Annotated in this window: 20 protein-coding genes; 12 read left to right on the top strand and 8 right to left on the bottom strand. The window is 69.8% G+C overall.

What is annotated here, in order from left to right:
- Positions 1 to 275: 275 nt before the first annotated feature.
- Positions 276 to 1,664, top strand: a complete 1,389-nt coding sequence (locus tag AC07DC_RS34780) for a helix-turn-helix domain-containing protein (RefSeq protein ID WP_478918497.1) — start codon at positions 276 to 278, stop codon at positions 1,662 to 1,664.
- A 108-nt stretch (positions 1,665 to 1,772) separates the two neighbouring features.
- Here the strand turns inward: AC07DC_RS34780 and AC07DC_RS34775 are convergent, their stop codons facing one another.
- Entirely contained in the window at positions 1,773 to 4,643 is a 2,871-nt protein-coding gene (locus AC07DC_RS34775) for an ATP-binding protein (RefSeq protein WP_478918496.1), read from the bottom strand.
- Positions 4,644 to 5,101: 458 nt separating this feature from the next.
- On the opposite strand from AC07DC_RS34775, the gene AC07DC_RS34770 reads away from it, so the two are divergent.
- On the top strand, positions 5,102 to 5,479 hold the full coding sequence (locus AC07DC_RS34770) for a hypothetical protein (RefSeq protein WP_478918495.1): 378 nt from the start codon (positions 5,102 to 5,104) through the stop codon (positions 5,477 to 5,479).
- A gap of 133 nt (positions 5,480 to 5,612) precedes the next feature.
- Here the strand turns inward: AC07DC_RS34770 and AC07DC_RS34765 are convergent, their stop codons facing one another.
- The 3 genes from AC07DC_RS34765 to AC07DC_RS34755 form a co-directional block, all read right to left on the bottom strand.
- Positions 5,613 to 5,903, bottom strand: a complete 291-nt coding sequence (locus AC07DC_RS34765; RefSeq protein WP_478918494.1) for an SHOCT domain-containing protein — start codon at positions 5,901 to 5,903, stop codon at positions 5,613 to 5,615.
- Between the two features lie 44 nt (positions 5,904 to 5,947).
- Complete coding sequence (locus AC07DC_RS34760; RefSeq protein WP_478918493.1) at positions 5,948 to 6,400, bottom strand: DUF6325 family protein; 453 nt, start codon at positions 6,398 to 6,400, stop codon at positions 5,948 to 5,950.
- 198 nt (positions 6,401 to 6,598) lie between these two features.
- Positions 6,599 to 7,099 (bottom strand): gluconokinase, encoded by a 501-nt coding sequence (locus AC07DC_RS34755; protein WP_478918553.1) that lies wholly within the window; start codon positions 7,097 to 7,099, stop codon positions 6,599 to 6,601.
- Positions 7,100 to 7,469: 370 nt separating this feature from the next.
- On the opposite strand from AC07DC_RS34755, the gene AC07DC_RS34750 reads away from it, so the two are divergent.
- From AC07DC_RS34750 to AC07DC_RS34725, 6 genes are all read left to right on the top strand, one after another.
- Positions 7,470 to 8,264: an SDR family oxidoreductase gene (locus tag AC07DC_RS34750; protein ID WP_478918552.1), complete on the top strand. Its 795-nt coding sequence runs from the start codon at positions 7,470 to 7,472 to the stop codon at positions 8,262 to 8,264.
- A gap of 19 nt (positions 8,265 to 8,283) precedes the next feature.
- On the top strand, positions 8,284 to 9,645 hold the full coding sequence (locus AC07DC_RS34745; protein ID WP_478918492.1) for an NAD(P)/FAD-dependent oxidoreductase: 1,362 nt from the start codon (positions 8,284 to 8,286) through the stop codon (positions 9,643 to 9,645).
- Entirely contained in the window at positions 9,642 to 11,132 is a 1,491-nt protein-coding gene (locus AC07DC_RS34740; protein WP_478918491.1) for a cytochrome ubiquinol oxidase subunit I, read from the top strand. Before AC07DC_RS34745 ends, AC07DC_RS34740 begins: the two co-directional genes overlap by 4 nt.
- Complete coding sequence (locus AC07DC_RS34735) at positions 11,129 to 12,148, top strand: cytochrome d ubiquinol oxidase subunit II (RefSeq protein WP_478918490.1); 1,020 nt, start codon at positions 11,129 to 11,131, stop codon at positions 12,146 to 12,148. The genes AC07DC_RS34740 and AC07DC_RS34735 overlap by 4 nt, the downstream gene beginning before the upstream one ends.
- Positions 12,149 to 12,218: 70 nt before the next feature.
- Positions 12,219 to 12,863 (top strand): GAP family protein, encoded by a 645-nt coding sequence (locus AC07DC_RS34730; protein ID WP_478918489.1) that lies wholly within the window; start codon positions 12,219 to 12,221, stop codon positions 12,861 to 12,863.
- 23 nt (positions 12,864 to 12,886) lie between these two features.
- The gene (locus AC07DC_RS34725; protein WP_478918488.1) at positions 12,887 to 14,650 is read left to right on the top strand and encodes a cation:proton antiporter; all 1,764 of its coding nucleotides are present in this window, start codon (positions 12,887 to 12,889) and stop codon (positions 14,648 to 14,650) included.
- A 48-nt stretch (positions 14,651 to 14,698) separates the two neighbouring features.
- On the opposite strand, the gene AC07DC_RS34720 is transcribed toward AC07DC_RS34725, so the two are convergent.
- The 3 genes from AC07DC_RS34720 to AC07DC_RS34710 are packed head-to-tail and all read right to left on the bottom strand — an operon-like array spanning position 14,699 to position 19,128.
- Positions 14,699 to 16,279: a GMC oxidoreductase gene (locus tag AC07DC_RS34720; RefSeq protein ID WP_478918487.1), complete on the bottom strand. Its 1,581-nt coding sequence runs from the start codon at positions 16,277 to 16,279 to the stop codon at positions 14,699 to 14,701.
- Positions 16,280 to 16,337: 58 nt separating this feature from the next.
- A complete protein-coding gene (locus AC07DC_RS34715; protein WP_478918486.1) occupies positions 16,338 to 17,285 on the bottom strand; it encodes a cyclase family protein in 948 nt (315 codons plus the stop codon).
- A gap of 22 nt (positions 17,286 to 17,307) precedes the next feature.
- Positions 17,308 to 19,128 (bottom strand): glycoside hydrolase family 15 protein, encoded by a 1,821-nt coding sequence (locus tag AC07DC_RS34710; protein WP_478918485.1) that lies wholly within the window; start codon positions 19,126 to 19,128, stop codon positions 17,308 to 17,310.
- A 245-nt stretch (positions 19,129 to 19,373) separates the two neighbouring features.
- Here AC07DC_RS34710 and AC07DC_RS34705 point away from each other — a divergent pair, with 245 nt between their 5' ends.
- On the top strand, positions 19,374 to 20,327 hold the full coding sequence (locus AC07DC_RS34705; protein ID WP_478918484.1) for a DUF389 domain-containing protein: 954 nt from the start codon (positions 19,374 to 19,376) through the stop codon (positions 20,325 to 20,327).
- 2 nt (positions 20,328 to 20,329) lie between these two features.
- On the opposite strand, the gene AC07DC_RS34700 is transcribed toward AC07DC_RS34705, so the two are convergent.
- Positions 20,330 to 21,781: a hypothetical protein gene (locus tag AC07DC_RS34700; protein ID WP_478918483.1), complete on the bottom strand. Its 1,452-nt coding sequence runs from the start codon at positions 21,779 to 21,781 to the stop codon at positions 20,330 to 20,332.
- A gap of 228 nt (positions 21,782 to 22,009) precedes the next feature.
- Here AC07DC_RS34700 and AC07DC_RS34695 point away from each other — a divergent pair, with 228 nt between their 5' ends.
- The 3 genes from AC07DC_RS34695 to AC07DC_RS34685 all read left to right on the top strand — a co-directional run bounded on the left by AC07DC_RS34695 (position 22,010) and on the right by AC07DC_RS34685 (position 25,997).
- Positions 22,010 to 23,446, top strand: coding sequence for a DUF2252 domain-containing protein (locus tag AC07DC_RS34695; RefSeq protein ID WP_478918482.1), 1,437 nt, complete (start codon positions 22,010 to 22,012; stop codon positions 23,444 to 23,446).
- Positions 23,447 to 23,654: 208 nt separating this feature from the next.
- Positions 23,655 to 24,989 carry a chloride channel protein gene (locus AC07DC_RS34690; protein WP_478918481.1) on the top strand — a complete coding sequence of 445 codons (1,335 nt, stop codon included), beginning with the start codon at positions 23,655 to 23,657 and terminating at the stop codon, positions 24,987 to 24,989.
- A gap of 81 nt (positions 24,990 to 25,070) precedes the next feature.
- A complete protein-coding gene (locus AC07DC_RS34685) occupies positions 25,071 to 25,997 on the top strand; it encodes an aldose 1-epimerase family protein (RefSeq protein WP_478918480.1) in 927 nt (308 codons plus the stop codon).
- Positions 25,998 to 26,018 lie beyond the last annotated feature (21 nt).

Genomic DNA, 26,018 nt, shown 5'->3' with positions numbered 1-26,018 from the left:
TGAATGGATAATTGCACTTACATGTCGAGTTAAGTTAGGGCTCGTGGTCGGGGTCCGCAAGGCCTACCGACGGGTTGCTCGGCCTCGGTTCGGTCACGACGGTCCGGACGGGCGCCGGAGCGATGCCGCGCCCGGTGCGGCCGTATTCCAGTGCCCGGCTCACCCGGGAGGCCGGGTACGGCAAGATGACGGGGCTGTCGGAAGCGGCCTGCGCCACGGGGCGTGATAGGACTTGAGCCCGGGGCGTCCGCCCGCGCGAAGCCAGGAAGGTGCGCATGCCGATCAGTGGTACGGACGACGGCGCGCCCGGCGACGCCAAGGAGATCGGGGAACGCGTTCAGTCCCTGCGGACCGGCCTGCGGCTGACTCAGCGCCAGTTGGCCGAGCCCAAATACACTCCCGCGTACGTTTCCACCGTCGAAGCCGGCAAAGTCAGGGCATCCGAGACAGCGCTGCGCTACTTCGCCGGCAAACTCGGGACCACCTATGAGCAGTTGGCGACCGGGGTCCCGGCCGGACTGCGGGCCGAACTGCGCGAGGGCCTGGCGCAGGCGAGCGGCCTGATGGACAGCGGTTCCAGCAACGATGCCGAACCGCTGCTGATCGGCCTCATCGAGCAAGCCCAGGCGCACCAACTCCACGACCTCGAATCACAGCTGCGGGTCTCACTGGGGCACTACCTGTTGCGGCGCGGCGCGCTGGCAGAGGGGCGCGCACAGTTCGAGCGGGCGCAAAGCCTGATGGCAGACGAGCCGCTTCCCTCGCGGGTCCGCGCGGTGCGGGGCCTTGCCACCGCCCACCAGTTGGAAGGCGACGTGCGCTACGCCTGCTACCTGCTGGAGAGGACCATCAACGAACTGAACGCCGAGGGTCTGCCGGACCCCGAGGCGTTGCTACTGCTGTACGTCACCGTCATCACCCCGTACATGGACCTCGGGGCCTACGAGCGTGCCGCCAAGGCCGCCGGCCTCGCCCTCGATCTCGCTCCTCAGGTGAAGGACCCGGTCGCGATTGCCGGCCTCCACCGGTCCGTCGCCCGAACCCTGGCCGCCCAGGGACGCTACGAGGACGCGGAGAACTACCTGGTGAAAGCCCAGGAGCTCTACCAACGGCGCGAAATCCGCTCGGAACTGGCACTGTGCCACTGGATGCACGGCTATCTGCACACCCAGCACGGCCGCCTGGCCGAAGCGGAAGACGAACTGCGCACGGCGCGCGAGATGCTTCGGGAGACCGGTGGGACGTTCTACGCCGTGCAGGTCGAGGTCGAGCTCGCCGATGTCCGCCGCCGCCGCGGCCATGACACTGACGCCGAGCAACTTCTGCTCGACCTCCTCAAGGGGCTCGGACCGGGGCGGGGTGCCGTGCACGCCGCTGCCGCCCACCGATTGCTCGGCCTGATCCACGAAGAACGAGGCGACACCCGGGGGGCCGAGCAGCAGTACCTGGCCGCCATCCCTCTGCAGGAAGAAGCCGAGGTCATCGGCGACCTGGCCGACACCTGCCGCCTCCTCGGTGACCTGCTCAACCGGCAGGGCCGCACCCAAGAGGCCATTGGCGTCTACCGCCGCGGCCTGACCCGTCTCGCCCGCCCGGGCACCGTCACCCTCGGTCCGGTTCCCGCCTTCCCGCCCCTGCGGGCCCTCGGTCCCGACGCGATGTAAGCCGGATCAGGTCGTTTCCTGACGGAGGTGACCGGGGCTTTCGCCTGCACGGGGGCTGTCCGGGTCGAGGCGGTGGGTGGCGGCTGGAAGCGCCTGTCGGGTTGTGCATCACCGAGATTCGGTGGTGTGGGGTTCGTGCGCGAGTTGGCCCAGGGCGGTTTTGACGTCGCTTCTGGGGACGCCGAGTTTTGCCAGTACGCGCGCGACGTGGTGCTCGACTGTTCGCGGTGACAGGAACAGGGCTTGGGCGATGTCCTGATTGCTGAGGTTGGCGGCGAGGAGTTCGGCAACCTGGTGTTCTCGGGGGGACAGGTCCTGTCCGTAGCCGCGGCGTCCGCGCGGGGCGAGGCGGGCGAGGCCGAAGTCGCGCTGGGCGTGCTCGCAGCGTGCGTGGTCGGAGGTCGCGCCGAGCCGGGTGAAGGTCTCGATGCTGCGGACCAGGTGGGTGGCGGCCCGGTCGGGGTCGTGGGGAGCCCAAGCGTGGGCCAGGCGTTCGCCGGCAAGGGCGGTGTTGTAGGGGCGGCCGATCTCGTGCCACATCTGCCGAGCCATGTCGAAGTGTCCGGCCGCGGCGGCACTGTCGGAGTGCTGGAGCAGTAGACCACGGGCCAGGTGGAGTTCGGCGGCAGCGGCGGGCGCGTCGCACCCTTGCAGGGCCTGCTCGGCGTCATCGGCGAGTTGTTGTGCGGCTGCGCGGTCGTCGACGGCCAGCGCGGCTTCGACAGCTGCTGCGACCAGGCCGTTGGCACGCGGCCACGCCTGGGCGCGCCGTAGTTCCGCCACCGCGGGGACTGCCGTTGCCCAGGCTTGTTCAGGGTCGCGCTGTGCGAGCTGAACCGAGACGATCGCTGCAGCTGCCCTGAGAGAGGGGGCCACCGTGAATCCGCTCTCGTTGATCTCGGCGACGATGCCGAAGTGCTCCAGAGCACCGGCCCACTGACCGCGGGCGGTGGCCAGCAGCCCGCAGGCCATGTGCTGCTCCTCCTCCGCCATTTCGAGATCGGGGAACTCCCTGCCGAGGTCACCGAACCGTGCCTCCAGGCCGTTCCAGTTGCCGGCCAGGGATTCGAGGCGCAGCCGGTTGATCAGGATGTAGCCCTCCGTTTTCGGAGCCCGCGCACGCCGGCTGACGTCCATGCTCTCCGTGAGCAGCTCTGCGGCTCTCTTGTCATGGCCGAGCTCGATGGCCAGGTCCCCGGCGTTGTACAGGGCTCGCATGCTGTGCCGCAGGACCTCCAGGTCGTCCGAGTGGCGCGGCAGGTCGTCCAGAAGTGCCCAGACCTCTGGACTTCCCTCCCGGGCCAGGAGGGTGAGCTCGGCGGCGCGGACGGCGGCCTTGGCCGCCGCGTCGCAGTCGCCCTGGCGGACGGTCCGTTCGGCGCGATCCAGCCAGCTCCGCCCTTCCCCTTTCTCATCGATGGCCAGGGCGACCATGGCCCGGACCGCCCGTGAAGGGCGGGTGGCCAGCTCGTCGACGGCCCGCTCGATCTCGCGGAAGCCGGACCGGTAGTAGGCCTGTGCGACCAGGAGCTGGCCGAGGCCGAGGCGGATCTCGCCCCGGTCGGCCTCCGGCAGTTGCGGATCGGTGAGGATCCGCCCCAGCACGCGCGTGCTCACGGCCGCGTCGGCGAAGTCGAGGGATATCTTGCCGAGCGCCAGTGCCGCCCGGCTGCGCAGGTCACCGGGCAGATGGTCCTGCTCAAGGATTTGATGGAGCAGGGTGACGGCGGTGCCGGGGTCGTCGACGGCGATGGCCTCCTCGGCCGCTGCCTCAGCGGCCTTCAGCCACTCCTCCCGGTCTCCCAGGGCGAACAGATGGTGGGCGATGTGCACCAGCGGGGGCGGGGTCTGCGCGGACAGCGCCTCGATCGCTCGCCGGTGCAGTCGGCGGCGCCGCGGTCCGGGTATGCGCTCATAGGCGACCTGCTGGGCCAGCACGTGCCGGAATGCGTACTGGTCGGGCTCGATCTCACGCAGCGAGAAGGCCTGCAGCGCCTCGGTCAGCCCCCGCGTGCTCTGCTCGGAGTCCTGGCCGGCCACGGTTGCGAGCAGAGACTCGGCGGCGGGCATGTCGAGCACGGCCGCCGCGTCCACGATCGCCGCGGCGTCCGCCGACAGACCCGACAGGCGTTCGCCGACCGTTTCACTGAGTGCTGTCGGTACGGCGGCCTGTTCCAGGTCCGACGTGATGGCCTCGGGACTTCCCCGATTGCCACGACGTTCGGAGAGTGTCAGCAGGTCTTCCTCTGCCACCAAGGGCAGGCCTTCACTGCGGCGGAAGAGCAGGCGTACGAGATGGGGGCTGCTGTCCCTGCCGAGCGCGGCGTCGGCCAGGTCGGCCACGTCCTGTTCCAGGAGCGGGAGCAGGTGGATGGTGGCCCCGGAGGTCTGCGGTGGGCGGCGATAGGCCGGGCCGAGGACATGACTGTCCTGAGGCACGTCCTCTGCCCGGTAGGACAGGACCAGGCTCAGGGTCGCGGGCAGATCCCGCGCGAGCAGGAGCAGCAATTCCCTGGTTGCTACGTCCACCCAGTGCAGGTCATCGATGATCAGTACGGCTGGGCCGATGGCTGCCAGCAAGGACCGTATTCCCTGGACGCGCAGGTCACGTTCGGCCGGGCCGTCCTCGCTGTGAGGGGGCGGGGGCGGCAGCCGATCGGCTAGGTCCGGCAAGAGGGTGGCCAGCGATCCGGCGGTCCTGGGCAGGCGGTCCAGGGGCGGCAGCCAGGGCCCGGACCCGCGGAGAGCGTCGATGACCGGTCCGAAGGGGACCGGCTCGCGCAAGGGATGACACAGTCCCTGCAACACCGGCCGGCCCTCGGCGGTCAGTGCGGTCACAGCCTCCTGGATGAGCCTGGTCTTGCCGATCCCTGCTTCGCCCTCGATCAGTACGACAGCGGGCTGGTGGCGCACCGCATCCAGGACGCGCGCCAGCTCCCGGCGCCGCCCGACAAAGCTGAAGCCTGAGCCTGTGGTCATGGCCGGCTGCCCCGGTTCGTACGTCACACGCTCACCTGCCCCCGTCATTCCGGACGAAGCCTGAAGCGGATCGGGTGGTACACAATCCTCAGTGTTGTCGCGCCTCAAATGGCGCACAACAGGAGGCATCCACTTTCGCGGTTGGTGTCGGGCATGGAAATGGCGGTGCGGGGCCGCGGCGTGGCGCCCTTGGGATCCGCCGATATCACGCCGATATCACACCATGTATGCGGATGATCACAATGCGCTGCTGGCGATCTCGCCCGATGTCGGTTTGCCGGGCTCGGAATGGCCGACGGAGTACGGGTTTGGGGCGCGTACCCACTATTCCGCCCTGCGAATGAGTGCCGGTACGTATTGATGCCTCACCGGACCACCGGTTCTCTTGGAGATCAGGACATGCCGCTCGGCGATAGGTCTCTCCCGCGGCGTCCCCGCCTCTCCAATGGAAGAGCCACATGACCAGCACAGGCCGCAGGGCCGATCATCCGATCCCTCGCACAGCAGCCTATCTGCGCTGCTTCCCCTACGACGGTTTCAAGGCAGGGCCGCACCGCGACGCTGTGCTGAACCACGCTCAGGATCTCTCCCTGACGGTCCCGGACATCTACTTCGACAACGGCTGTCTGTCGTCGGGACCGCTGCCGGAGTTGGAGCGGCTCCTCCGTACTGTCGCTGACGGCCACTACGATGCGGTGCTCGTGCCGGGACCCTTCATTTTCTCTCTGGACGACCGCAAGGCGCAGGCCATTGTGCGGGAGATCGCCAACCAAGGCTGTCAAGTGATCGAGGTGCCGTCCGTGCATGCCCTCGCTGAGGCCCGCCTCTCGCGGTGACCGGGAGCCGGGCCGTGGCTGTGATGGCCCGCGAGAGGATGGCCCGCGAAAGCTCGCCGTCCACACCATGGCTCGCCGCGGCCACGGCGTATCGCTGACTACCGGCTGTCCGGGCAGTGGCAGCGCTGCCCCGTCAGGCGCCGAGGATCTTGGCCTTCTGGGTCGCGAACTCGGCTTCGCTGAGCACGCCTTGACTCCTGAGCTCACCGAGCTCCTTGAGCTGGGCGATCTTGTTGGTCATGTCGTCCGTCGGCGCCGCAGGAGCGGGAGCGGGAGCGGCAGCGGGCTCGGGCTGGGCCGCGGCCTGCGGGGCGTCCTGCTGGGCCCAGCGTCCGGCCTGCCGCCGGGAGACCCGGTTGGAGACCGCGGTGGCGGTCCCGGCGACGACGGCGGTGCGGGCGATACCGCGAAGAAGGCCTGGCATGGTGTTCTCCTTGGCTGGCTTGAGGGGAGCGGCTGGGGAACGATTCAGGACGTCGACTCGGCACGGTCGAGGGAGGCAAGGATGTCCTGGACCGGGATGCGCCCGCTGGCGACGAGCCGGCCGCCACTGCGCCGCAGCGCCGCCGCGAACGGCCCTGCCCACACGTTCTCGTAGAGCAGGATGCCCGCGGAGCTGCCGGGTTCGAGGATCGCGCTCGCGTCGTCGATCTCCTCCTGGCCGAGCAGGCCCGAGGAGACCCCGTCGAAGACCGTGAGGTCGAGCCGGCTGTCTCCGGTCAGGTCGGCGAGCTGCACTCCCTGGACCGATCCGTCGGGTTCCTTCCTGACGAAGATCAGGTCCAGAATCCGGATGATGCCCCGATCGACCAGGTCGACCAGAAGGGGCAGTCCTTCGCCGGTCATCCGGCTGCCCGGGAACTCGACCACCAGGTAGTCGATCGGTCCTGGCTCGTTCTGCTCGTTCGGCTCGTCGCTCACGTCCGCTCCTTGTCCGGTCGGGCCACGGCGGCGCGCTGACCGCGCCGGTCGCCGGGGCCGTTCGCCGTCCCCGTTCCCGGGGGCTTGGCGTCGTGCCACTGCGGGACGGCCCCGGGATCGGCCGGTGACCATCGCCTCCGCCATTTCAACAGCGGGCGGGCCCGGGCGCATCTCGGTCGTGGACGGGACCGGAGGCCGTCATGCCTGCGCGCCGGCCTCGAAGCGGGTGATGGCGGCCTGGACCGAGCCGATGTTCGCGTCGGTGCCGGCGGTCGCGTCGACGGTGAGTCCGGGCTCATCGGCCTGTAGCGGTTCCAGCGCGTCGTACTGGGAGTCCAGGAGGCGGGCCGTCATGAAATGCCCGGTCCGGTGTGTGATCCGGGTATGGGCCGTCTCCTCGTCAAGGGCCAGGTGGAGGAACCAGACGCCCGGACCGGCCGTACGCAATCGGTCCCGGTACTCCCGCTTGAGGGCCGAGCAGGAGATGACCGCGCCCCGGTGAGCTCGGGAGGTGTCCCCGATCCAGTCGGCCAGGCTCCGCAGCCACGGTTCACGGTCCTCGTCGTCGAGTGCTCGTCCCGCGGTCATCTTGGCGATGTTCGCTGCCGGGTGGAAGTCGTCGCCTTCCACGAAGGGCACATCGAGGCGCTGGGCAAGCAACCGCCCCATGGTGGTCTTGCCCGACGCGGAGACACCCATGACCACGACGATCGCCGGTACTGGTCCGGATCCGACCACTGTGCCTCTCCTTGGTTTGGACAACCCCCTGCGGAGATCATGCACGCCGGACGGCGGGTTGGGACGGTACGGGCGCCCTGGGGCCGGAGAGAGGCAATCGTATGGCTGCGGACGGGGAGCCGGTCCTGGCACCTGAGCGGCAGTCCCGGCTCCCACCCCGCGTTGGGCCGTCGGAGGGATATCACTGCGCTCATCGGGCGAGCTGTGCGCGCCGCCCGCTCAGGACAGGACAGGGCCGGGGAGTGTTCTGCCTTGGTGCCGGAATCGCGGCCGACGACGGGAGACAGCAGTGACCTCAGCTGTGGACGAGGGACGGCGGCCGGTGCCACCGATTCTCCGTGGCCAGAAGGCGCTCGTGACGGGAGCGAACTCCGGCATTGGCAAGGCGACCGCGATCGGGCTGGGGCGAGCGGGTGCCGACGTGGTCGTCAACTACGTCTTCGGCAAGGAGGCGGCCGAGGAAGTGGTCGAGGAGATCAAGTCCTTCGGTGTGCGGGCGTACGCGCACGAGGCGGACGTCTCCCAGGAGGACCAGGTCGTCGCGATGGTCGCGCGCATGGTCAAGGAGTTCGGCACGATCGACATCATGGTGGCCAACGCCGGGCTGCAGCGGGACGCCGCCGTCACCGAGATGAGCGTTGCCCAGTGGCAGAAGGTGCTGGACGTCAACCTCACCGGCCAGTTCCTGTGCGCTCGGGAGGCCGCCAAGGAGTTCCTCCGCCGCGGTGTCGTCCCGGAGGTGTCCCGCTCTGCCGGGAAGATCGTCTGTATGAGTTCCGTCCACCAGATCATCCCCTGGTCGGGCCATGTGAACTACGCCTCATCCAAGGGCGGCGTCCTGATGCTGATGCAGACCCTGGCACAGGAGCTCGCCCCGCAGGGGATCAGAGTGAACGCCGTGGCGCCCGGCGCCATCCGCACTCCCATCAACCGCAGTGCCTGGGACACCCCGGAGGCCGAGGCCGACCTCCTCCGGCTGGTCCCTTACCGCCGGGTCGGCGACCCGGAGGACATCGCCAACGCGGTGACGGTGCTCGCCTCCGACCTGATGGACTATGTCGTCGGCACCACGCTCTACGTCGACGGTGGGATGACCCTCTTCCCCGGTTTCGCCACCGGAGGCTGATCACACGGTGGAAGACCATGTGACACCCCGCAGGGTGGTCATCCTGGGTGGTGGCTTCGCCGGACTCTTCGCTGTACGGGCCCTGCGCAGCGCCCCGGTAGCTGTCACCCTGGTCGACAGCTGTGCCCACCATCTGTTCCAGCCCCTGCTGTACCAGTGCGCCTCCGGCATCCTCTCCGGGGGGCAGATCGCCCAGCCGCTGCGCGCCGTCCTGCGGCGCCACCCCCAGGTGCGGTGCCTGCAGGCGACGGCCACCGATGTGGACGTCGCCGGACGGGTCGTCCATGCGGAGCGGCCGGACGGCGGTGTGCTCGAGTTGCCCTACGACGATCTCATCGTGGGGGTCGGCGTGCGGCAGTCCTACTTCGGGCACGACGAGTTCGCGCCGTACGCCCCCGGCATGAAGACGCTCGCGGATGCGCTGGCCGTGCGGACCAAGCTCTACCAGGCGTTCGAGATGGCTGAGGCGAGCACGGATCCGCAGGAGCGCGCACAGTGGCTCACCTTCGCCCTGGTGGGCGGCGGCCCCACCGGGGTCGAGCTGGCCGGGCAGATCCGGGAGATCGCCGGCCACACGCTCGACCGGGAGTTCTCCACCGTCGACCCCGGCCAGGCGCGAGTACTGATCTTCGACGGATCGGACGGGGTGCTCGGCGCGTTCGGGCCTGAGTTGTCCCGCCGGACCGCCCGGACCCTCGACGACCTCGGAGTCGAGGTCCACCTGGGGTCGATCGTCACCGAAGTGGACGACCGGGGCCTGACGGTGCGCCGCAAGGACGGCGGCACGGACCGAGTGGAGGCGCGCACGGTGCTGTGGACGGCCGGGGTCGAGGCACCTCCCCTGGCGACGGCGCTGGCCCGGGCGACCGGCGCCGAGCAGGACCGGGCAGGGCGTATCCGGGTCGAGCCGGATCTCACCGTTGCCGGCCATCCGGAGATCCGGGTCGTCGGCGATCTGATGAGCCTGAACAAGCTGCCCGGCCTCGCGGAGGTCGCGATGCAGAGCGGCGCCTACGCCGGCCGCAGCATCCGTCACACCATTGAGGGAAGGAGCCGCAAGCCGCGACCGTTCCGCTATCTGGACCTCGGCAGCGCGGCGTACATCTCGCGTGGCAGGGCCGTGGTGAAGATGGGCCGCTTCCGCGCCTCCGGGTTCATCGGCTGGCTGATCTGGCTGTTCATCCACATTGCCTTCCTCACCGGCTTCCGCAGCCGGGCCGGCGCGCTGCTCAGTTGGGCGGTGGTCTTCGCCTCCGGCTCGCGCCGCGAACGTGCCTTCACCCCGGAGGTTTCGCAAGGCAACGTCGCACAAGCCATCCCTCCGTCCGGTCCACCGGCTGACCCCGCGGTCAGTCGACACGAGCCACCGAGGCCCGCATGAACATCGCAGTACACCTTCTGGCGACCACCCCTCCGCAGCTGCTGCCCGCCCGGGAGCTGATGGCGTTCACCCTGGCCTCCCACATCCTGCTGGTGCCGCTGGGGGTGGCACTGCCGTTCATCACGCTGGTGATGCACTACCGGGGACTGCGCAAGGCCGACCCGGTCGCGATGCTGCTGGCCCGCCGCTGGTCCGCGGTGATGGCCGTCCAGTTCGCCATCGGCATCGTCACCGGTACGGTGCTGTCGTTCGAGTTCGGGCTGCTGTGGCCGGGCATGATGGGTCGCTGGGGTGACGTCTTCGGCCTCGGGTTCGGCGTGGAGGCGTGGGCGTTCTTCCTCGAGGCGATCCTGATCGCGATCTACCTCTACGGGTGGCGCAGGCTCAAGCCGTGGACGCACTTCTGGCTCGGTGTGCCGCTGCCGCTCGCGGCGTTGCTGGGAGCCTTCGGCATCATCGCCGCGAACTCGTGGATGAACACCCCCCAGGGCTTCACGCTCGACCCGAGCGGCAGGCCCGTGAACGTCAGCGTCCAGCAGGCCATCTTCACGCCGATGTTCGGGCCGGAGTACTGGCACTTCGTGGTGGCGATGTTCCTGACAGCGGGTTACGTCGTCGCCGGCGTCTACGCGGTGGGCTGGCTGCGCGGCCGGCGGGACCGTTATCACCGCCTCGGGTTCTCCGTACCCTTCACGGCCGCCGCGATCCTCACGCCGGTGCAGTTCATGCTGGGCGACTCCATCGCCCGGTCGGTGTTCCACAAGCAGCCCGTCAAGTTCGCCGCTACCGAGATCGTCTGGAAGACCGACACCCACGTACCCGAGTACATGTTCGGCCGTCTGCAGGAGGACGGAAGCATCAAGGGCGGCCTGAAGATCCCCCAACTGGACTCCATCCTGGCCGGGTTCAGCCCCAAGACCCAGGTCACCGGACTGTCATCGGTACCCGCCGCCGACCGGCCCACCGCCACCCAGGCCACGATCGCGCACTGGGCTTTCGACATCATGGTCACCATCGGCAGCCTGCTGATCCTGCTCGCGCTCTGGTACGGCTGGTGCTGGCTGCGCCACCGCGACCTGCCCCGGTCCCGGTGGTTCTTCCGGTGCGCCGCCGTCGCCGGCGTGGCGTGCCTGCTGACCGTGGAGTGCGGCTGGATCACCACCGAGGTGGGCCGACAGCCCTGGATCGTCTACCAGAACATGCGGGTCTCCGAAGCGGTGACTCCCACCGCCGCGTCCTCGCTGTGGACCATGTTCGGCATCGTCGTCACGGTCTATGTGCTCGTCTTCGGCGCTTTCCTCGGCGTGGTGCTGAAGATGCGCAGCCGCTGGCGGCTCGCCGATGCCAGCTCCGCGCGGGCGCCCGCCGAGGGCCCGGAGACCGACACTCCGTACGGACCGCGCCCCGAACTCGCCACCACCGGGACGCGTTCCGGCACGTCGCCCACCGATCAGGGCACCGGCCCGGCATCCGGGGGCGACCAGTGACCGCCACCATCGTCGCCTGGATCCTGTTGCTGGTGATCGCCGCCTACGCCTGCGGCGGCGGGGTCGACTACGGCGCCGGGTTCTGGGACCTGCTGGCCGGCGGCGCCGACCGCGGCAAGCGCCCGCGCTGGCTGATCGACCACGCCATGGCACCCGTGTGGGAGGTCAACAACGTCTGGCTGATCTTCGTGTTCATCCTGATGTGGACCGGCTTCCCGGTGTTCTTCCAGACAGTGTTCACCGCGCTGTGGCTCCCGCTCGCGCTGGCGGCCGTCGGCATGGTCCTGCGCGGAGCCGGCTTCGCACTGCGCAAGCCTGCCCGACGGCTCTCCGCACGCCGGATCTACGGCGCCGTGTTCGCGATCTCGTCGCTGGTCACACCGTTCTTCCTCGGCGCAGCCGCCGGCGGGGTGGCCTCCGGGCGGGTCGCACCGGGCACCACCGCCTCGGCGGACGCCTGGTCCAACACCACCTCGATCATGGCCGGGCTGCTCACTGTCGCGGCCACCGCGTTCCTCGGCGCGGTGTTCCTCACCGTGGACGCCCGCCGCTTCGGGGCCGTCGACCTGGTCGGCTACTTCCGGCTCCGCGCCTGGATCAGCGCCGCGGCCCTCCTGGCGCTCGGCGTGATCGGCCTGACCGTGACCGACCCGCACGCGTCGTACGTCCACCACGGGCTCACCCACGGGACCGGGCTCCTCCTGGTGCTCGTCGCCGTGGTCGCCGTGGCGGTCACCGTCCTGCTGGTCGCCGGCCCGGCCGCCGGATGGGCCCGCTACACCTCGGTGGCCACCGTGGCCCTGCTGGTCGCCGCCTGGGGCTTCGCCCAGCGGCCCTATCTGGTGCCCACCTCGCTCACCGTCCAGCAGGGCGCAGGAGCGAGCGCGCCGCTGCAGTGGATGCTCATCATCGCGGCCGTCGCAGTGGTGCTGATCGGACCCGCGCTCGTCGTGCTGTACCGCCTCGACACCCACGGCGTGCTGGAACCCCTGGCCGACGAGGATGTCGCGCAGTGACGGCTCCGCCGCGCCTCCGCGGCGGAGCGCCGTGCACCGGTGCACCCGATGATGACGACGAGCGGCGCCGATGGTTTTTGACCTCCTGCTGATCGGCCTGGCGATCACTCTGGAGCCCGTGCCGGTGACCGCGTTCATCCTGCTGCTGTCCGCGGACCGGGGCGTGCGCAAGGGGCTGGCCTTCATCCTGGCCTGGCTCGCCTGCCTCGTCCTCGTCCTCGCCTTGGTGATGCTGGCGACCGGCGGCACGCCGCCCGCACCCAGAAGCGCGCCTTCCACCGCGGTGCTGGCCGTCAAACTCGCTCTGGGCGTCGGGCTGATCGGGTACGGCGAACGCCGGCGGCGACGGCTCGGCCACCCCCGCAAACCCCCTGCCTGGACCGCCCGGCTGAACCGGCTTTCGCCCTGGACCGCCGCCGGCCTGGCCGTGCTGGTGCAGCCGTGGGGGCTGGTCGCGGCGGGCTGCGCGACAGTGGTGGACGCCGACCTGTCCCAGGCCTCCACCTACCTGGCTCTGACGGGCTTCTGCCTGCTGGCCAGCGGAAGCCTGCTGGTGATGCAGATCTACGCGACCTTCTCGCCCGCCTCCGCGCAGCAGCGGCTCGGGCGGCTCCGCGCCTGGATGGAGAGTCACCAGGACCAGACCATCGTCGCGCTCTGCCTGCTGGTCGGTCTCTGGCTTGCCGGCAAGAGCATCTACCAGCTCGTCAGCTAGAAAACCGCCCAGGAGGCACGGCTGTGACGCCCAATCAGGTACTGACGGGGGTGGGGCTGATCGTGGTGTTGGCGGTCGGGTCCCAACTGTTGGCGAGCCGGCTGCGCGTGCCGGCGCTCCTCATTCTGCTTCCGGTCGGCTTCGCCGCCGGCGCGCTGTCGGACGACGTCGACCCCGAACAACTGCTGGGCCCCGCGTTCTCCCCGCTGGTCTCGCTCGCCGTGGCGGTGATCCTCTACGACGCCGGGCTCGGCCTCGACCTGAAGCGGCTGCGCGGTCACACGCGTCGCGTCGTGGTCCGACTCCTCTGGCTCGGCACGCTGATCACCTGGGTGTCCGCCGCCCTGTTCGCGGTACCGGTCCTGGACATGTCGAAGTACGCGGCCATCATGCTGGGATCGATCCTGGTGGTCTCGGGCCCGACGGTCGTCGGACCGCTCCTCAACTTCGTCCGTCCGACCGAGCGACTGCAGCGCATCCTCATCTGGGAGGGCTCCCTGATCGATCCGATCGGCGGCATCCTGGGCGCGTTCGTCTTCCACAGCGTCATCGCGGAGTCCGAGCAGCACAGCTTCGGGAGCCAGCTGGGGCAGTTCTGGGTCAGTGCGCTGGTGGGCCTGGTGGGCGGTGCGGTGGGGGCGGCGGTGCTCTGGCTGCTGATCGGCAACATGCGGCTGAACGAGGTGCTCGGAACCACCGTCCAGTTCGCCGCAGTGGTCGGCGTGGCGGCCGCCTGCGACGCGGTCCGCGACGACACCGGCCTGATCGCCGCCGTGGTCATGGGAATGGCGCTGGCCAACCTGCCGCACCTCGACATCCCGGTCCGCAGACCCTTCTTCGAGACTCTGGTCTCGCTGATCATCGGCCTGCTGTTCATCTCCATCTCGGCCACCGTCACTCCGCAGTCGCTACGCCACGTGGTGCTGCCTGCGCTCGCTCTGGTGGCTGTCCTCGTGTTCGTGGTCAGGCCACTGGTGGCGCTGATCGCGACCGCCCGTACCGACGTCCTGCCCGGGGAACGATGGTTCGTCGGCTGGATGGCGCCGCGCGGCATCGTCGCCGCGGCCACCGCCTCGACCTTCTCGGTCACCCTGGTCCAGAAGGGGGTCGGTGGCGCCGAACGGATCCTTCCGGCCACCTTCCTGGTCATCGTCGCAACCGTCATGCTCTACGGCCTGACCGCGCTCCCGGTCGCCAGGTGGCTCGGGGTACTGCGCCCAGCGCGGTCGAGGCCCTTGCTGGTCGGTGGCGATCTGTGGGCGGTCGACCTGGGGATCGCACTGAACTCGGCGGGCCTCGACGTGCTCATGTGGGCCGGCGCCGACGACCAGCGCGCCCGGATCGAGGAGGCAGGACTGGACCTGGCGCCCGGTGAGCTGCTCGCGGCGGCCACCGGGGCACGCGCCGAGCTGGAGGGCATCACCAGCGTGCTGCTGCTCACCGAAGAGGACGACTTCAACGCCCTCGCGTCGATGACCCTCCAGGAGAGCGTCGAAGGTACCGTCCACCGCCTCGAACCGCGCACCGCCAGTCACGGTGTGGTGGCGCCGTACACAGGAGGTGACGCGCTGTTCGGCGTCGGGCTGACCCGGCCCGAGCTGGTCCGCCGGTACGCGGCCGGTGCCCGGATCGTGATGCACCCGACCGACGGCGCGATCCCCGCGGGACACGAGATGCTGTTCGTGGTGCGCCATGACGGGCAGCTCGAACCGGTCACCGAGGCCGGCGCCCCTACTCCGCACCCCGGAGACATCGCCGTGCTGCTGACTCCCGGGACCGAGCACTGACCGACCCAGTGCCGGACAGGTTGCTCGGACGGGTCGCCGGGTGCCGGCTCAGCCCAGCCGCTCGGTGATGTGGTCGCCGACCCGCAGGGCGTTGGCGATGGCGGTCAGCGAGGGATTCACGGCGCCGATGCTCGGGAAGAAGCTCGTGTCCACGACATACAGGTTGTCGAGGTCGTGCGCCTTGCAGTTGGCGTCGAGCGCCGAGGTCTGCGGGTCCGAGCCGAAGCGGACGGTGCCGGCCTGGTGCGCGGTGGCGCCGATCGGCATCCCCTTGTGCAGATAGAGGCTGTGCGGGAGCAGGTGGTGCGGATGCATGCCCAGGTGCCCCAACATGCCCTGCAACTTGTGTTGCAGGCGCTTGAGCCCCTCGACGTTGTTCTTCTCGTCCAGGGCGAGGTGGATGTCGCCGTCGCCGTCCAGGGTCACGCGGTTCTCCGGCTGCGGGAGGTCCTCTCCGCACAGCCAGAAGTCCACCGCGTGGTGGGCCAGCACCTCGAAGGGCATGTCCGGAGAGGCCATCCCGGCCCAGCGCGGGGCTTCGCCGCGGATCTGGTCGGAATCCGACTTGCCCAGCATCTGGATACCGCCGAGCGGGTAGTCCCAGTCGTCCGCGCCCAGGTACCAGTCGTTGAGCGCGAGCGTCTTCTGGAACTGGGTGTCGTTCGGCTCTTTCGAGACCGCCATCAGCGCCAGGTTGTTGTGCCGCATGTAGTGGCGGCCGACGACGTCGGAGGTGTTCGCGAGGCCGCCCGGGTGCTGCTCGTTCGCCGATCGCAGCAGCAGCGCGGCGGAGTTCACCGCCCCGCAGGCGACCACGACGATGTCGGAACTGAAGTCGGTGGTCGTCCCGTCCTCCAGCTCGGCGACCACCCTGCTGACGCTGCGCCCGGTCGGGTCGGTCTCCAGCCTGCGCACGTTGGCGCCGGTAACGAGGCGCACATTGGCGTGCTCCAGGGCGGGGTCGACGCAGATCACCTGCGCGTCCGCCTTGCCGCGTACCAGACAGGGGAAGCCGTCCACCCGGTTGCAACGGATGCACACACTCTCGTGGGTCGCGCGGCCGTGCTCGTCCTGAGTGAGGTTCACGCCGATGGGCAGATGGAACGGGTGCAGCCCGTGCTTCTCCAGGTCGTCGCTGAGTTGTTGGATCCGCGGCTCGTGCTGCACCGGCGGGTAGGCGTACTGGGCGCTGACCTGGCCCTCACCGGGGTCCTCGCCGTGCCGGCCGTGCACGAGGTAGAGGTGCTCGGCCTGCGTGTAGTAGGGCTCCAGGTCCTCGTAGCGGATGGGCCACGCGGGGGAGATTCCGCCGTGATGGCGCAGCTCGCCGAAGTCCTCGGGGCGCAGGCGGAACAGCGCGGCGCCGTAGAACTTGGTGTTGCCCCCGACGTAGTAGTTGACCTCGGGGGGGAACTTGTCGCCGTGCTTGTCGTACCAGAACTCCGGGGCTCGGTACTTGCCCTTGACGAAGACCGCCGTCGACTCCCAGTTGTCCCGTTCCCGGGGGAGGTAGCCGCCGCGTTCCAGGATCAGGATGCGCTTGCCGGTGGGGGCGAGCCGGTGGGCGAGGGTGCCGCCGCCCGCTCCGGTGCCGATGATGATGACGTCATAGTGTTCGTTGTCAGCCATGTCGACCACCTCGAGGTCGTGGATCCTGGGAGCGGCGCGTGTACCGGCCGTTTGTCGGTCAGAGAATCGCGATGGGGTTGACGGGGGAGCCGGTGGCCGCCGGGAGCCGCAGTGGCGCGATCACGCAGAGGAACGACCAGCGGCCCTCCTGTTCGCAGAGCGGCACCAGGTCCTCGAACTGGAGGTAGTCGAGGAAGTGGAGGCCGAGGGCGTGGATGCCCAGCACGTGTACCGGAAAGTCCACGCCGTCCGTGGGGCTTGGGGCGCTGTCGTTGTTGCTGTCGCTGCCCAGGGCCGCCACGCGGCGTTCGGCGAGGAACTCCATCGCGGTCGGGTGAAGTCCGGCCCGGGTGCGCGCGGCGTCCCACGGCCCCGTCTCGTTGCGCCGCCGGCGGTGGCCGACCCGCACGAGGAGCAGATCCCCCTCCCCGACCCGTACCTGCTGGGAGCGCTCGGCGGCGACGAGGTCGTCGGCGCTGACATGGTCGCCCGGTTCGAGCCAGGGCACCTCGCGCAGCCGCGGGATGTCGAGCAGCACGCCCCGGCCGACGATCCCGTTCCTGGCGAGTTCGACGGAGAGGGCCGTGGCACCGTCGGCGGTGACGGTGGACGCGGGGACTCCGCCGTGCAGGGTGCCGTTGTACACGACGTGGCACAGCGCGTCGAGATGACTGTCGGCGTCGCCGTGCACATCCATGCTGAAGTGGTCGGTGGCGAAGTGGAGTCCGGTGCCGTCGGCCGACGCCTCGGGCGGGCTGGTCAGCCGGTGGCCGGCCGGGCGCGGATTGTCCGGCGTGGGCCGGGTCTCCACAGGCGAGGCGAGCGTGACGGTACGGCCCGAACGAACCTCCGCCGCGGCAGCGCGGACCGTGTCCGGTGTGAGGGTGGTCAGGGCGCCGCGCCCGCCGCCCGCGCCGGCGGCCTGCCCGCGCAGCCTTTCGTACAGGGCCCCGAACTCGTCGAGGCTCTGGCGTGGTTGACGCTCGGGCGTGTCCCGGCCGGCCATCCGCATCGCTCCCCGTGTCATCTCAGTCGCGCTGCCGGTCGAGGGCCTCGTCCAGAGTGCAGGCCGCCGTGATGAGCGAGAGGTGGGTGAACGCCTGTGGGAAGTTGCCCAGTTGCTCGCCGCTCGGCCCCACCTCCTCGGCGAAGAGGCCGACGTGGTTGGCGTAGGTGTGCATCTTCTCGAACGTGTATCGCGCCGGGCCGAGCCGTCCCGCCCGGGCCAGTGCGTCCACGTACAGGAAGGTGCAGAGGCTGAAGGTGCCCTCGGAGCCGCGCAGGCCGTCGGGGGAGGCGGCCGGATCGTAGCGGTAGACCAGGCTGTCGGAGACCAGTGTGCGGTCCATGGCGTCCAGTGTGGAGAGCCAGGACGGGTCCCGGGGGGCGATGAATCCAACCCGGGGCATCAGCAGCAGTGAGGCGTCCAGGACGTCGTCCCCGCCGTAGTGCTGCACGTAGGCCTGTTCCTTCTCGCTCCAGCCGCGGGCCATGACCTGCTCGAGGATGGCGTCGCGGGCTTTCGTCCACTGGTCGGTGTCGGCGGGCCGGCTGAACTCGGAGGCCAGCCGCAGGCCGCGGTCGAACGCGGCCCAGCACATCACCCGGCTGTAGGTGAAGTCCTGGCGCCCGCCGCGGGTCTCCCAGATGCCCTCGTCGGGCCGGTCCCAGGAGTCGGCCAGCCAGTTCAGGGTCTCGGCCAGGATCTTCCACCCGCGATAGCCGGCCTGAATGGCGACCTCACGCCCCTCCGACAGGCCGTAGAGCGCCTCGCCGTATATGTCCAGCTGCAACTGGTCGGAGGCGGCGTTGCCGAGCCGCACGGGGGCCGAACCCCGGTATCCCTCCAGGTGGTCGAGGGTCTCCTCGGTCAACAGAGGCTCCCCGTCGACCCGGTACATGATCTGAAGGGGTTCGCCGTCCTTTCCCGCCGAATCCCGCAGCCGGTCGCCGAGCCAGTGTGTGAAGTCGGTGGCCTCCTCGACGAAACCGAGGTCGAGCAGGGCCCGGATGGAGAGCGAGCCGTCACGGACCCAGGTGTAGCGGTAGTCCCAGTTGCGCTCGCCGCCGACCTGTTCCGGCAGGCCCATGGTGGCGGCGGCCACGGGTGCGCCGGTGGGGGCGTAGGTGAGCAGCTTGAGGGTGATGGCGGAGCGGTTGACCATGTTGGGCCAGCGGCCGCGATAGTTGGAGCCCTGCACCCATGTCTGCCAGAAGTCGGCAACTTCCCACAGCTGGTCGGTGATCCCGTCGACGGTGGGCGGCGGCGGGAGTTTCCCGTCGCCGTCGCAGACGGTGAACACGGCCACTGCCTGCTGGCCGACGTTCAGGGTGATCGAGCCGCGCACGTCGTCGCCGTCCCGCTCCAGCGGGAAGGTGCTCTGCAGATACGCGGTGACACCCGGTGCCCGGAAGGCGGCACCTTCGGGTCCCAGGTCGAGTTGGTGGGTGGCCCGGGCGTAGTCGAACCGTGGCCGGCACTCCAGGTCGAACTGGACCGTCCCCCGTACGGTGCGTACGGCACGTACCAGGGTGTGGCGGTCGCTCGGGGTGCGGGTGCGGTTCGGCGGCATCCAGTCGATGACCTCACCGACGCCGTCCGGTGACATGAAGCGGGTCACCAGGATGGCGGTGTCGGGGTAGTACAGCTGCTTGCACGAGGCTTCCGGATTGTTGGGCGTCATCCGGAAATATCCGCCGCGGTCGTGGTCGAGCAGCGCGGCGAAGACGCTGGGGGAGTCGAACCGTGGGGCGGCGAACCAGTCGACAACGCCCTGCGAGGAAACCAGAGCGGCGGTCTGCAGATCGCCCACCAGACCGTGCTCGGCTATGGGGGGGTAGCGGTCCATGAGAATCCAATCTCCGACATATCACTACCTGATCCACTATCCGACAAGCTCCACGTGCGCGCCTCTGGGGGCCGCGCCACCGCGCCTGACCTGCTCTGACATGCACATATGTGCCCGGACGCCGCGTGGTCCGGATTGCGGAACGCTGTGTCGGCGGTGTTACTGGAAGGACCGTCCGACCCATGACTTCCGGGCCGGCCGGCCGGGCGGACACGGACGAGGGCCGGAGCGCGTGGAGGTTCAGGATGGACATGATTCATGTCCGCGCGGTGAGCCCGCCGGACCTCACCGGTGAGGTGGTCGGCCTGCTCACCGCCGACCCCTGCGTCCTCAACCTGATCGTGCAGACCGGCGCCGCGCGGAACCCGGACGGCGACGCGATCGCCTGCGATGTGCTGACGGGAGCGGCGAACGAGGTGCTGCACGGTCTGCGTGCGCTGCGGGTGGACCGCCGGGGCTCCATTGTCATCGAACCGGTGGACATGGCCTTCTCAGGGCGGGCGGCCGAGGCCGGAGCGCAGAAGCTCGGGCCGATGACCCGCTCGCCGGTCTGGGAGCAGGTCGAGGCACGGATCCGGGCCGAGGGGACGTACGCGCCGAGCTTCTATCTCTATCTGGTCATCGCGGGACTCATCGGTTCGGTCGGGATCGTCACCAACTCCCAGATCCTGATCGTCGCGGCCATGGTCGTCGGCCCCGAGTACAGCGCGATCGTCAGTATCGCGCTGGGCATCGACCGGGGCGACCGGAAGAGAATCCGGCAGGGCCTGCTCGCACTGCTCGCCGGCTTCCTGCTGGCTGTTGTCGTCACTTTCCTCTTCAGCGTCCTCATCCGTACCTTCGGCCTGCAGTCGCAGGCCTTCACCGCAGGGCTGCGCCCCGTCTCCAACCTGATCAACACGCCCAACTTCTTCTCGTTCGCCGTGGCGGGCCTGGCCGGAATCGTCGGCATCGTCTCGCTCACCGAGGCGAGGACGAGCGCCCTGCTCGGCGTGTTCATCTCGGTCACGACGATCCCGGCTGCCGCGGACATCAGCGTCTCGCTCGCGTTCACCAATTGGAGCAACGCCTGGGGATCTCTCATCCAACTACTCGTCAACATCGTGGTGCTGATTGTGGTGGGCACCGCCACGCTCCGCTGCCAGCGGGCGATCTGGCGCAGGGTCGCCGTCCGGCGCGCACGCGCGGAGGACCGATAGCGTCAGCCCGTGACCGGGGGAGCGCCCCCGGTGCCCGGCGGCGAGGCTCGGTCCGACGCCGGTCCGACGTCGAGGAACTCCCTGATGGCGAACGCGGCCAGCACGGCGAACGCGATCCACAGCACCACGGCCCCGGTCGGGTAGCTCCACGTGAACAGCACGACCGCCGCCACCACGAGAATCGCGGCCCCGATCCACCGCTTGAAGCGGTGGACGAACCGGCCGACCGGCCCCAGCCGCATGCCGAACGAGGAGAGCACCTCGCGCACGGCCGTGATGCCCTTGTTGCAGACGGTCCTGACGGCGACCGCGACCCGGGACGGGCCGATCAGGAACGCGCCCAAGGCGGTGATCAGACCCAGCGCACCGACCGCGCGCACACTCGCCCGCATGAACCGGATCAGCGTGTCGTACACCGCCCCGGCCGCCGCCTGGTTCGCCCCGGGGGGCAGGTGGTCGAGGTAGAAGGACCGGAACACGGTGAGGACGATCCCGGTCAGCAGCATGGCGATGGCGACGCCCAGGGCCGCACCGATCAGCGCACGGCGCCGGTTCACGGCCAGGAACACCCCTGCCGCGGCGATCAGCACGGTGACCACCGGGAGCCAGGTGCCGAGGATCTCCAGCAGGCGGAAGTACGACTTGACCTTCCCGAGGTCGTCCGAGGCGAACACGACGAAGTCGGTGTGGACGGGTGGGATCTTCGCGGCCGCGGCGAAACCGGAGTTCACCAGCTGGTCCTTGACCCGTGCGACGATCGGCGCCAGGTCGATGGCGACCTCGTTGTTCTTCAGCGAGACCGCCCCGCCGCCGCGGCCGGTCAGCGCCTTGTCGAGAGCGGTGTGTCCGGCCCGGTTCGCATCGACCCACACCTTCTCGAACGCGCTGCTGGAGACGAACCGGTGCACGGTCGTGCTCACGAGTTCGTTGAGCCCGCTGGTGATCGGCCCGCTCAGGTTTTTGATCAGACTCGTGGTCCTGGGTGGGACGCCCTTCTGGGACGCGGCGTCGGAGAGCTGCTTCACCAGGGCGTTCACGTCGATCTGTTCCAGCACCTTCGCGGTGACACGGGAGGTGACCGCTTCCTGCACGTCCGGGTTCGACGCCAATGGGGCGACCGTGGAGACATAGCGGTCGGTGTTGCCGACGATGTCGCTCGTCCAGACGGAGACGACCGACAGCAGCGACAGGATGGAGGCCAGCACGATCAGCACCACCGCGCCGGACGTCCGCCACCAGTGATGGCGCCGGCGTGGTGCGGTGGGACCCTCCAGAGCCGCGATCCGCCGGCGCAGCTCGTCGACCTCACTCGACCCACCCGCAGGCGGCTTCGCCGCGGCAGGCTGCCCACCAAGCGGGGGCTTCGCGGGTGCCCCGGAGTGCGGCGGGGGGCCCTCGTCCCGCTGTGACTCTCCCGATTCGGCCGGCTCAGACCCGGACTCGCTCGAGGCCATCGCAACTCTCCCTTGGGTGGGGCTGGGCGCCGACGCTGCGGGCGGCACACGGCTGTCTTGCCCTCCCAGGAGATACTCCGAGGCGTCAGCCCACCACTGGGGGTGCGCGTATGGGTGGCGCGGTCGTGGGATCCCGCATGCGGGCCCTGCCGCGTGAGTCATCGCCGCTGATGCCGGAACCGGGGATTTCCGCGATGATCGGAAATAAGTGCCTATGGGAGGTTTCCGATGACCGAGGACCACGCCGCGACGCTCGGCGCCGTAAGCGCTCAGACGCCTGCGGAACGGGTCGCTCGCGGCAAGGCGGCCCGTCGTGAGGTGCCCCGCTCGAGTCATGCCGAGTTCGCGCCGCCGGCGACGCGGCCCGATCCGCTGGGCATCCTCGAAGGCCAGTCGGCGACCCGGGTGCCCGAACTCGTGCCGATCCGCTACAGCCGGATGACCGAGTCACCCTTCCGCTTCTACCGGGGCGCCGCCGCGATCATGGCCGCCGACCTCGCCACCACCCCGGACTCGGGAATCAGGGCCCAACTGTGCGGAGACGCCCACCTGTTGAACTTCCGCCTGCTCGCCTCGCCGGAACGCCGCCTGCTGTTCGACATCAACGACTTCGACGAGACGCTGCCCGGTCCCTGGGAATGGGACGTCAAACGACTGGCTGCCAGCCTCGTCATCGCGGGCCGGGCCAACGGCTTCGCGGACGCGGAGCGCGCCGACATCGTACGGGCGACCGTACGGTCCTACCGTGAGTCGATGATCCGCTTCGCGGGCATGGGCCATCTCGACGTGTGGTACGCGAAGATCGACGCGGATCGGCTGCAGGAAGTGGCGGCCGAGCAGTTGCTGAAGCGCGGCCGCGAGGGCGTGGCCCGGGCCCTGGCGAAGGCCAGGACCAAGGACAGTCTGCAGGCGTTCGACAAGCTCACTGAGGTGGTGGACGGGCAGACCCGGATCGCCGCGGACCCGCCCCTCATCGTGCCTCTCACCGATCTGCTCCCCGACGCGGAACGCGGCGCCCTGCAGGAGGAGTTCCGCCGGCTGATCGGGCGCTACGGTCGCAGCCTCGCGTCGGACCGGCGCACTTTGCTCGCCGGCTTCCGCCTGGTGGACGTGGCCCGCAAGGTGGTCGGCGTCGGCAGCGTCGGCACCCGCTGCTGGATCTTCCTCCTGCGCGGCCGGGACGGCGACGACCCGCTCTTCCTCCAGGCCAAGGAGGCCGACACCTCGGCGCTCGCCCCCTACGTCGGCGCGAGCGAGTACGAGAACCAGGGCGAGCGGGTGGTCTCCGGGCAGCGGTTGATGCAGGCCGCGAGCGACATCTTCCTCGGCTGGGAGCGGGTGGACGGGATCGACGGGCGGCGCCGGGACTTCTACATCCGTCAGCTCCGCGACTGGAAGGGCATCGCCCAGCCGGAACTGATGGTTCCGAGGGGTATGAGAGCGTTCGGCGAGGTCTGTGGCACAACCCTGGCCCGCGCTCACGCGAGGTCGGGTGACCGGATCGCGATCGCCGGATACCTGGGGCGCGGCGACGCCTTCGACCGTGCGCTGGTGACGTTCGCCGAGAGCTACGCCGACCAGAACGAGCGGGACCACCAGGCGCTGCTGGAGGCAGTCAGGGACGGCCGGATCACCGCCGCGGAGACCGAGCCCGCCTCCTCCTGAGTGGTACAGCGCGAGCCCGCGGCCGTGTCGGGGGAGTCGACGAGCGCCGCCGGCGGAGCGTCTCGGTCAGGACGCTGGGCCATCGGAATGACAACCCGACCACCGCCGCCCGGTCGGGACCGGCACACCCGGGAGCATCGCCGCCGCGTGATATCACGGCCTGGAGGTCTTCGCGTGCCCGCGTTCCAGTGCTGAGGAGACGGTGATCATGTCGGCCGACGGTGTCGGACAGCCCGGGGCGAGCCCCAAGGACCCTTTCGCGCTGGTCCGTACGCGCGGGTACCCGGTCCTGCTCGTTGTGGCGGCGGTTCTCGGTGTCCCGGTCTCGGCGGCGGCGTTCGGCTACCTCGCCCTGGTCTCCGAACTCCAGTCGCTGACCTACACGGACCTGCCCACGGCATTGGGCTTCCACGGAACACCGTCCTGGTGGCCGGTACCGCTCCTCGCCGTGGCGGGACTCCTGGTGGCCCTGACCATCCGGTACCTGCCGGGCGAGGGCGGCCACAAACCGGCCGAGGGGCTCGTGGCCACGGGCCCGACCCCGGTGATCGAGCTGCCCGGCGTCGCGCTCGCAAGCCTGGCCTCGCTCGTCCTCGGCGCCGTCCTCGGCCCCGAGGCGCCGCTGATCGCGTTGGGCAGCGGGCTGGCCGTCGGCGCTGTACGCCTGCTCAAGAAGGACTTTCCGCCGGATGCGACCGCCGTGGTGGGGGTCGCCGGAAGCTTCGCCGCCATCAGCGCGCTACTGGGCTCCCCGCTGCTCGGCGCGTTCCTCCTGATGGAGGCGTCCGGCCTCGGCGGGGCGATGCTCGGCATGGTCCTGGTTCCGGGGCTGCTCGCGGCCGGGGTCGGCGCGCTCATCTTCACCGGCCTGGGCTCGTGGACGGGCCTGGGCACGTACTCCCTGGCTCTGCACGGGGTGCCGCACGCCGACCGGCCCGACATCGCCGGTTTCGGCTGGGCCGTCGTGGTCGGGGTGGCGGCGGCCCTGGTCGGTGCGGGGATCCGCCGGCTCGCCCTGTTCCTGCAGGCGCGCGTCGAGCGGCGGCGGGTGGTGGCCACCGTGCTGGCGGGCACGGTGATCGGAGTGATCGCGCTGGTCTACGCCGAATGGACGGGCAACGAGGCGTCCGGGGTGCTGTACTCCGGGCAGAGCGCACTCAACCCCCTGCTCGCGGCGAACGCCGGTTACTCGGTGGGCACGCTTCTGGTACTCGTGGTCTGCAAGGCGCTCGCGTACAGCGTCTCACTGAGCAGCTTCCGGGGAGGCCCCATCTTCCCGGCGATGTTCGTGGGAGCGACGGGCGGGCTCGCCCTCGCCCATCTGCCCGGACTGGACGTGACGTCCGCGTTCGCGATGGGCATCGGCGCAATGTCCGTGGCCATGCTGAAACTGCCCATGACCTCGGTACTGCTCGCCACCCTGCTGCTGGGAACTGAAGGTCTCACCGCGATGCCGCTGGTGATCGTCGCCGTCGTCGTCTCCTACGTCATCTCGCTCCGACTCACCCCGGTGCCCGCCGACGTTCCCGCCGGTCACCCGTAGCCGTAGTCCGAAGCCCCGTTCCGGTCAACGGCGCGTCTGCGCCGCGGTCACCGGATTCCGAACCCGACCTGGAGGCCGTACGTGTCCGAGAGCCCCACCGGGCAGCAGATTCTGCTGCGCCATGGTGAACAGACCGCTGTCATCGTGGAGCTGGGCGGTGCACTGCGCGACTACTCGGTCGACGGCCGGCCGCTGCTGGACGGCTTCGCGGCCGACGAGCCGATCACGGGAGGCCGCGGTCAACTCCTCGTGCCCTGGCCGAACCGCATCGGCGCGGGACGGTACCGCTGGAACGACCAGGATCTCCAACTTCCCCTGACCGAGCCGGAGAACGGCAACGCCATCCACGGGCTGCTGCGCTGGATGTCCTGGCAGGTGATGGAACGCGAGGAGCACCGGGTAATTCTGGGAGCCACACTGTGGCCGCAGCCCGGCTACCCGTTCCACCTCGACGTTCGCGCGGGGTACGTGCTCGGAGTGGAGGGACTGACGGTGACTGTGGTCGCACGCAACCTCGGTGAGGACGCAGCGCCCTATGGAGTCGGCCAGCACCCCTACCTGACCGTGGGCACCGATCTGGTGGACGACGCGGTGCTCCTTGTCCCGGCCCGGAAATGGCTTCCGCTCGACGATACGGGTATGCCCGGCGCGGTCGAAGATGTAGCCGGCACACCGTTCGACTTCCGTACGGCGAAGGCCGTCGGCGCGCAGCGCCTGGATACAGCCTTCGCCGAGCTGGAGCGGGACGCCTCCGGCCGGGTCACCGTGCGTCTCGCGCACCCCTCGGGTTCGCACGGCACGGACCTGTGGCTCGGCGAGGGCGCCGAGTTCGTGCAGGTGTACACGGGAGACACGCTGCCTGAGCGGCGGCGGCGCCGGGGCATTGCGGTCGAGCCGATGTCCTGCCCGCCGGACGCGTTCCGGAGCCGTGACGGCCTGGTGGAACTCGGACCCGGTGCCCTTCACACGTTTCGGTGGGGCCTGCGGGCGTGGCACCGGCAGGGCTGACGCCACGGCAGGAGGGGGCCG

This window comes from Streptomyces sp. NPDC045021 (genome assembly GCF_056432645.1).
This window is presented reverse-complemented; position numbering and strand designations above follow the sequence as displayed.

Excerpts from the sequence above, each read along its gene's own strand:
- AC07DC_RS34780 (WP_478918497.1), top strand. The coding sequence starts at position 276 with ATGCCGATCAGTGGTACGGACGACGGCGCGCCCGGCGACGCCAAGGAG.
- AC07DC_RS34775 (WP_478918496.1), bottom strand. The coding sequence starts at position 4,643 with ATGACCACAGGCTCAGGCTTCAGCTTTGTCGGGCGGCGCCGGGAGCTG.
- AC07DC_RS34770 (WP_478918495.1), top strand. The coding sequence starts at position 5,102 with ATGACCAGCACAGGCCGCAGGGCCGATCATCCGATCCCTCGCACAGCA.
- AC07DC_RS34765 (WP_478918494.1), bottom strand. The coding sequence starts at position 5,903 with ATGCCAGGCCTTCTTCGCGGTATCGCCCGCACCGCCGTCGTCGCCGGG.
- AC07DC_RS34755 (WP_478918553.1), bottom strand. The coding sequence starts at position 7,099 with ATGGGTGTCTCCGCGTCGGGCAAGACCACCATGGGGCGGTTGCTTGCC.
- AC07DC_RS34740 (WP_478918491.1), top strand. The coding sequence starts at position 9,642 with ATGAACATCGCAGTACACCTTCTGGCGACCACCCCTCCGCAGCTGCTG.
- AC07DC_RS34730 (WP_478918489.1), top strand. The coding sequence starts at position 12,219 with ATGGTTTTTGACCTCCTGCTGATCGGCCTGGCGATCACTCTGGAGCCC.
- AC07DC_RS34720 (WP_478918487.1), bottom strand. The coding sequence starts at position 16,279 with ATGGCTGACAACGAACACTATGACGTCATCATCATCGGCACCGGAGCG.
- AC07DC_RS34715 (WP_478918486.1), bottom strand. The coding sequence starts at position 17,285 with ATGGCCGGCCGGGACACGCCCGAGCGTCAACCACGCCAGAGCCTCGAC.
- AC07DC_RS34710 (WP_478918485.1), bottom strand. The coding sequence starts at position 19,128 with ATGGACCGCTACCCCCCCATAGCCGAGCACGGTCTGGTGGGCGATCTG.
- AC07DC_RS34705 (WP_478918484.1), top strand. The coding sequence starts at position 19,374 with ATGGACATGATTCATGTCCGCGCGGTGAGCCCGCCGGACCTCACCGGT.
- AC07DC_RS34700 (WP_478918483.1), bottom strand. The coding sequence starts at position 21,781 with ATGGCCTCGAGCGAGTCCGGGTCTGAGCCGGCCGAATCGGGAGAGTCA.
- AC07DC_RS34695 (WP_478918482.1), top strand. The coding sequence starts at position 22,010 with ATGACCGAGGACCACGCCGCGACGCTCGGCGCCGTAAGCGCTCAGACG.
- AC07DC_RS34690 (WP_478918481.1), top strand. The coding sequence starts at position 23,655 with ATGTCGGCCGACGGTGTCGGACAGCCCGGGGCGAGCCCCAAGGACCCT.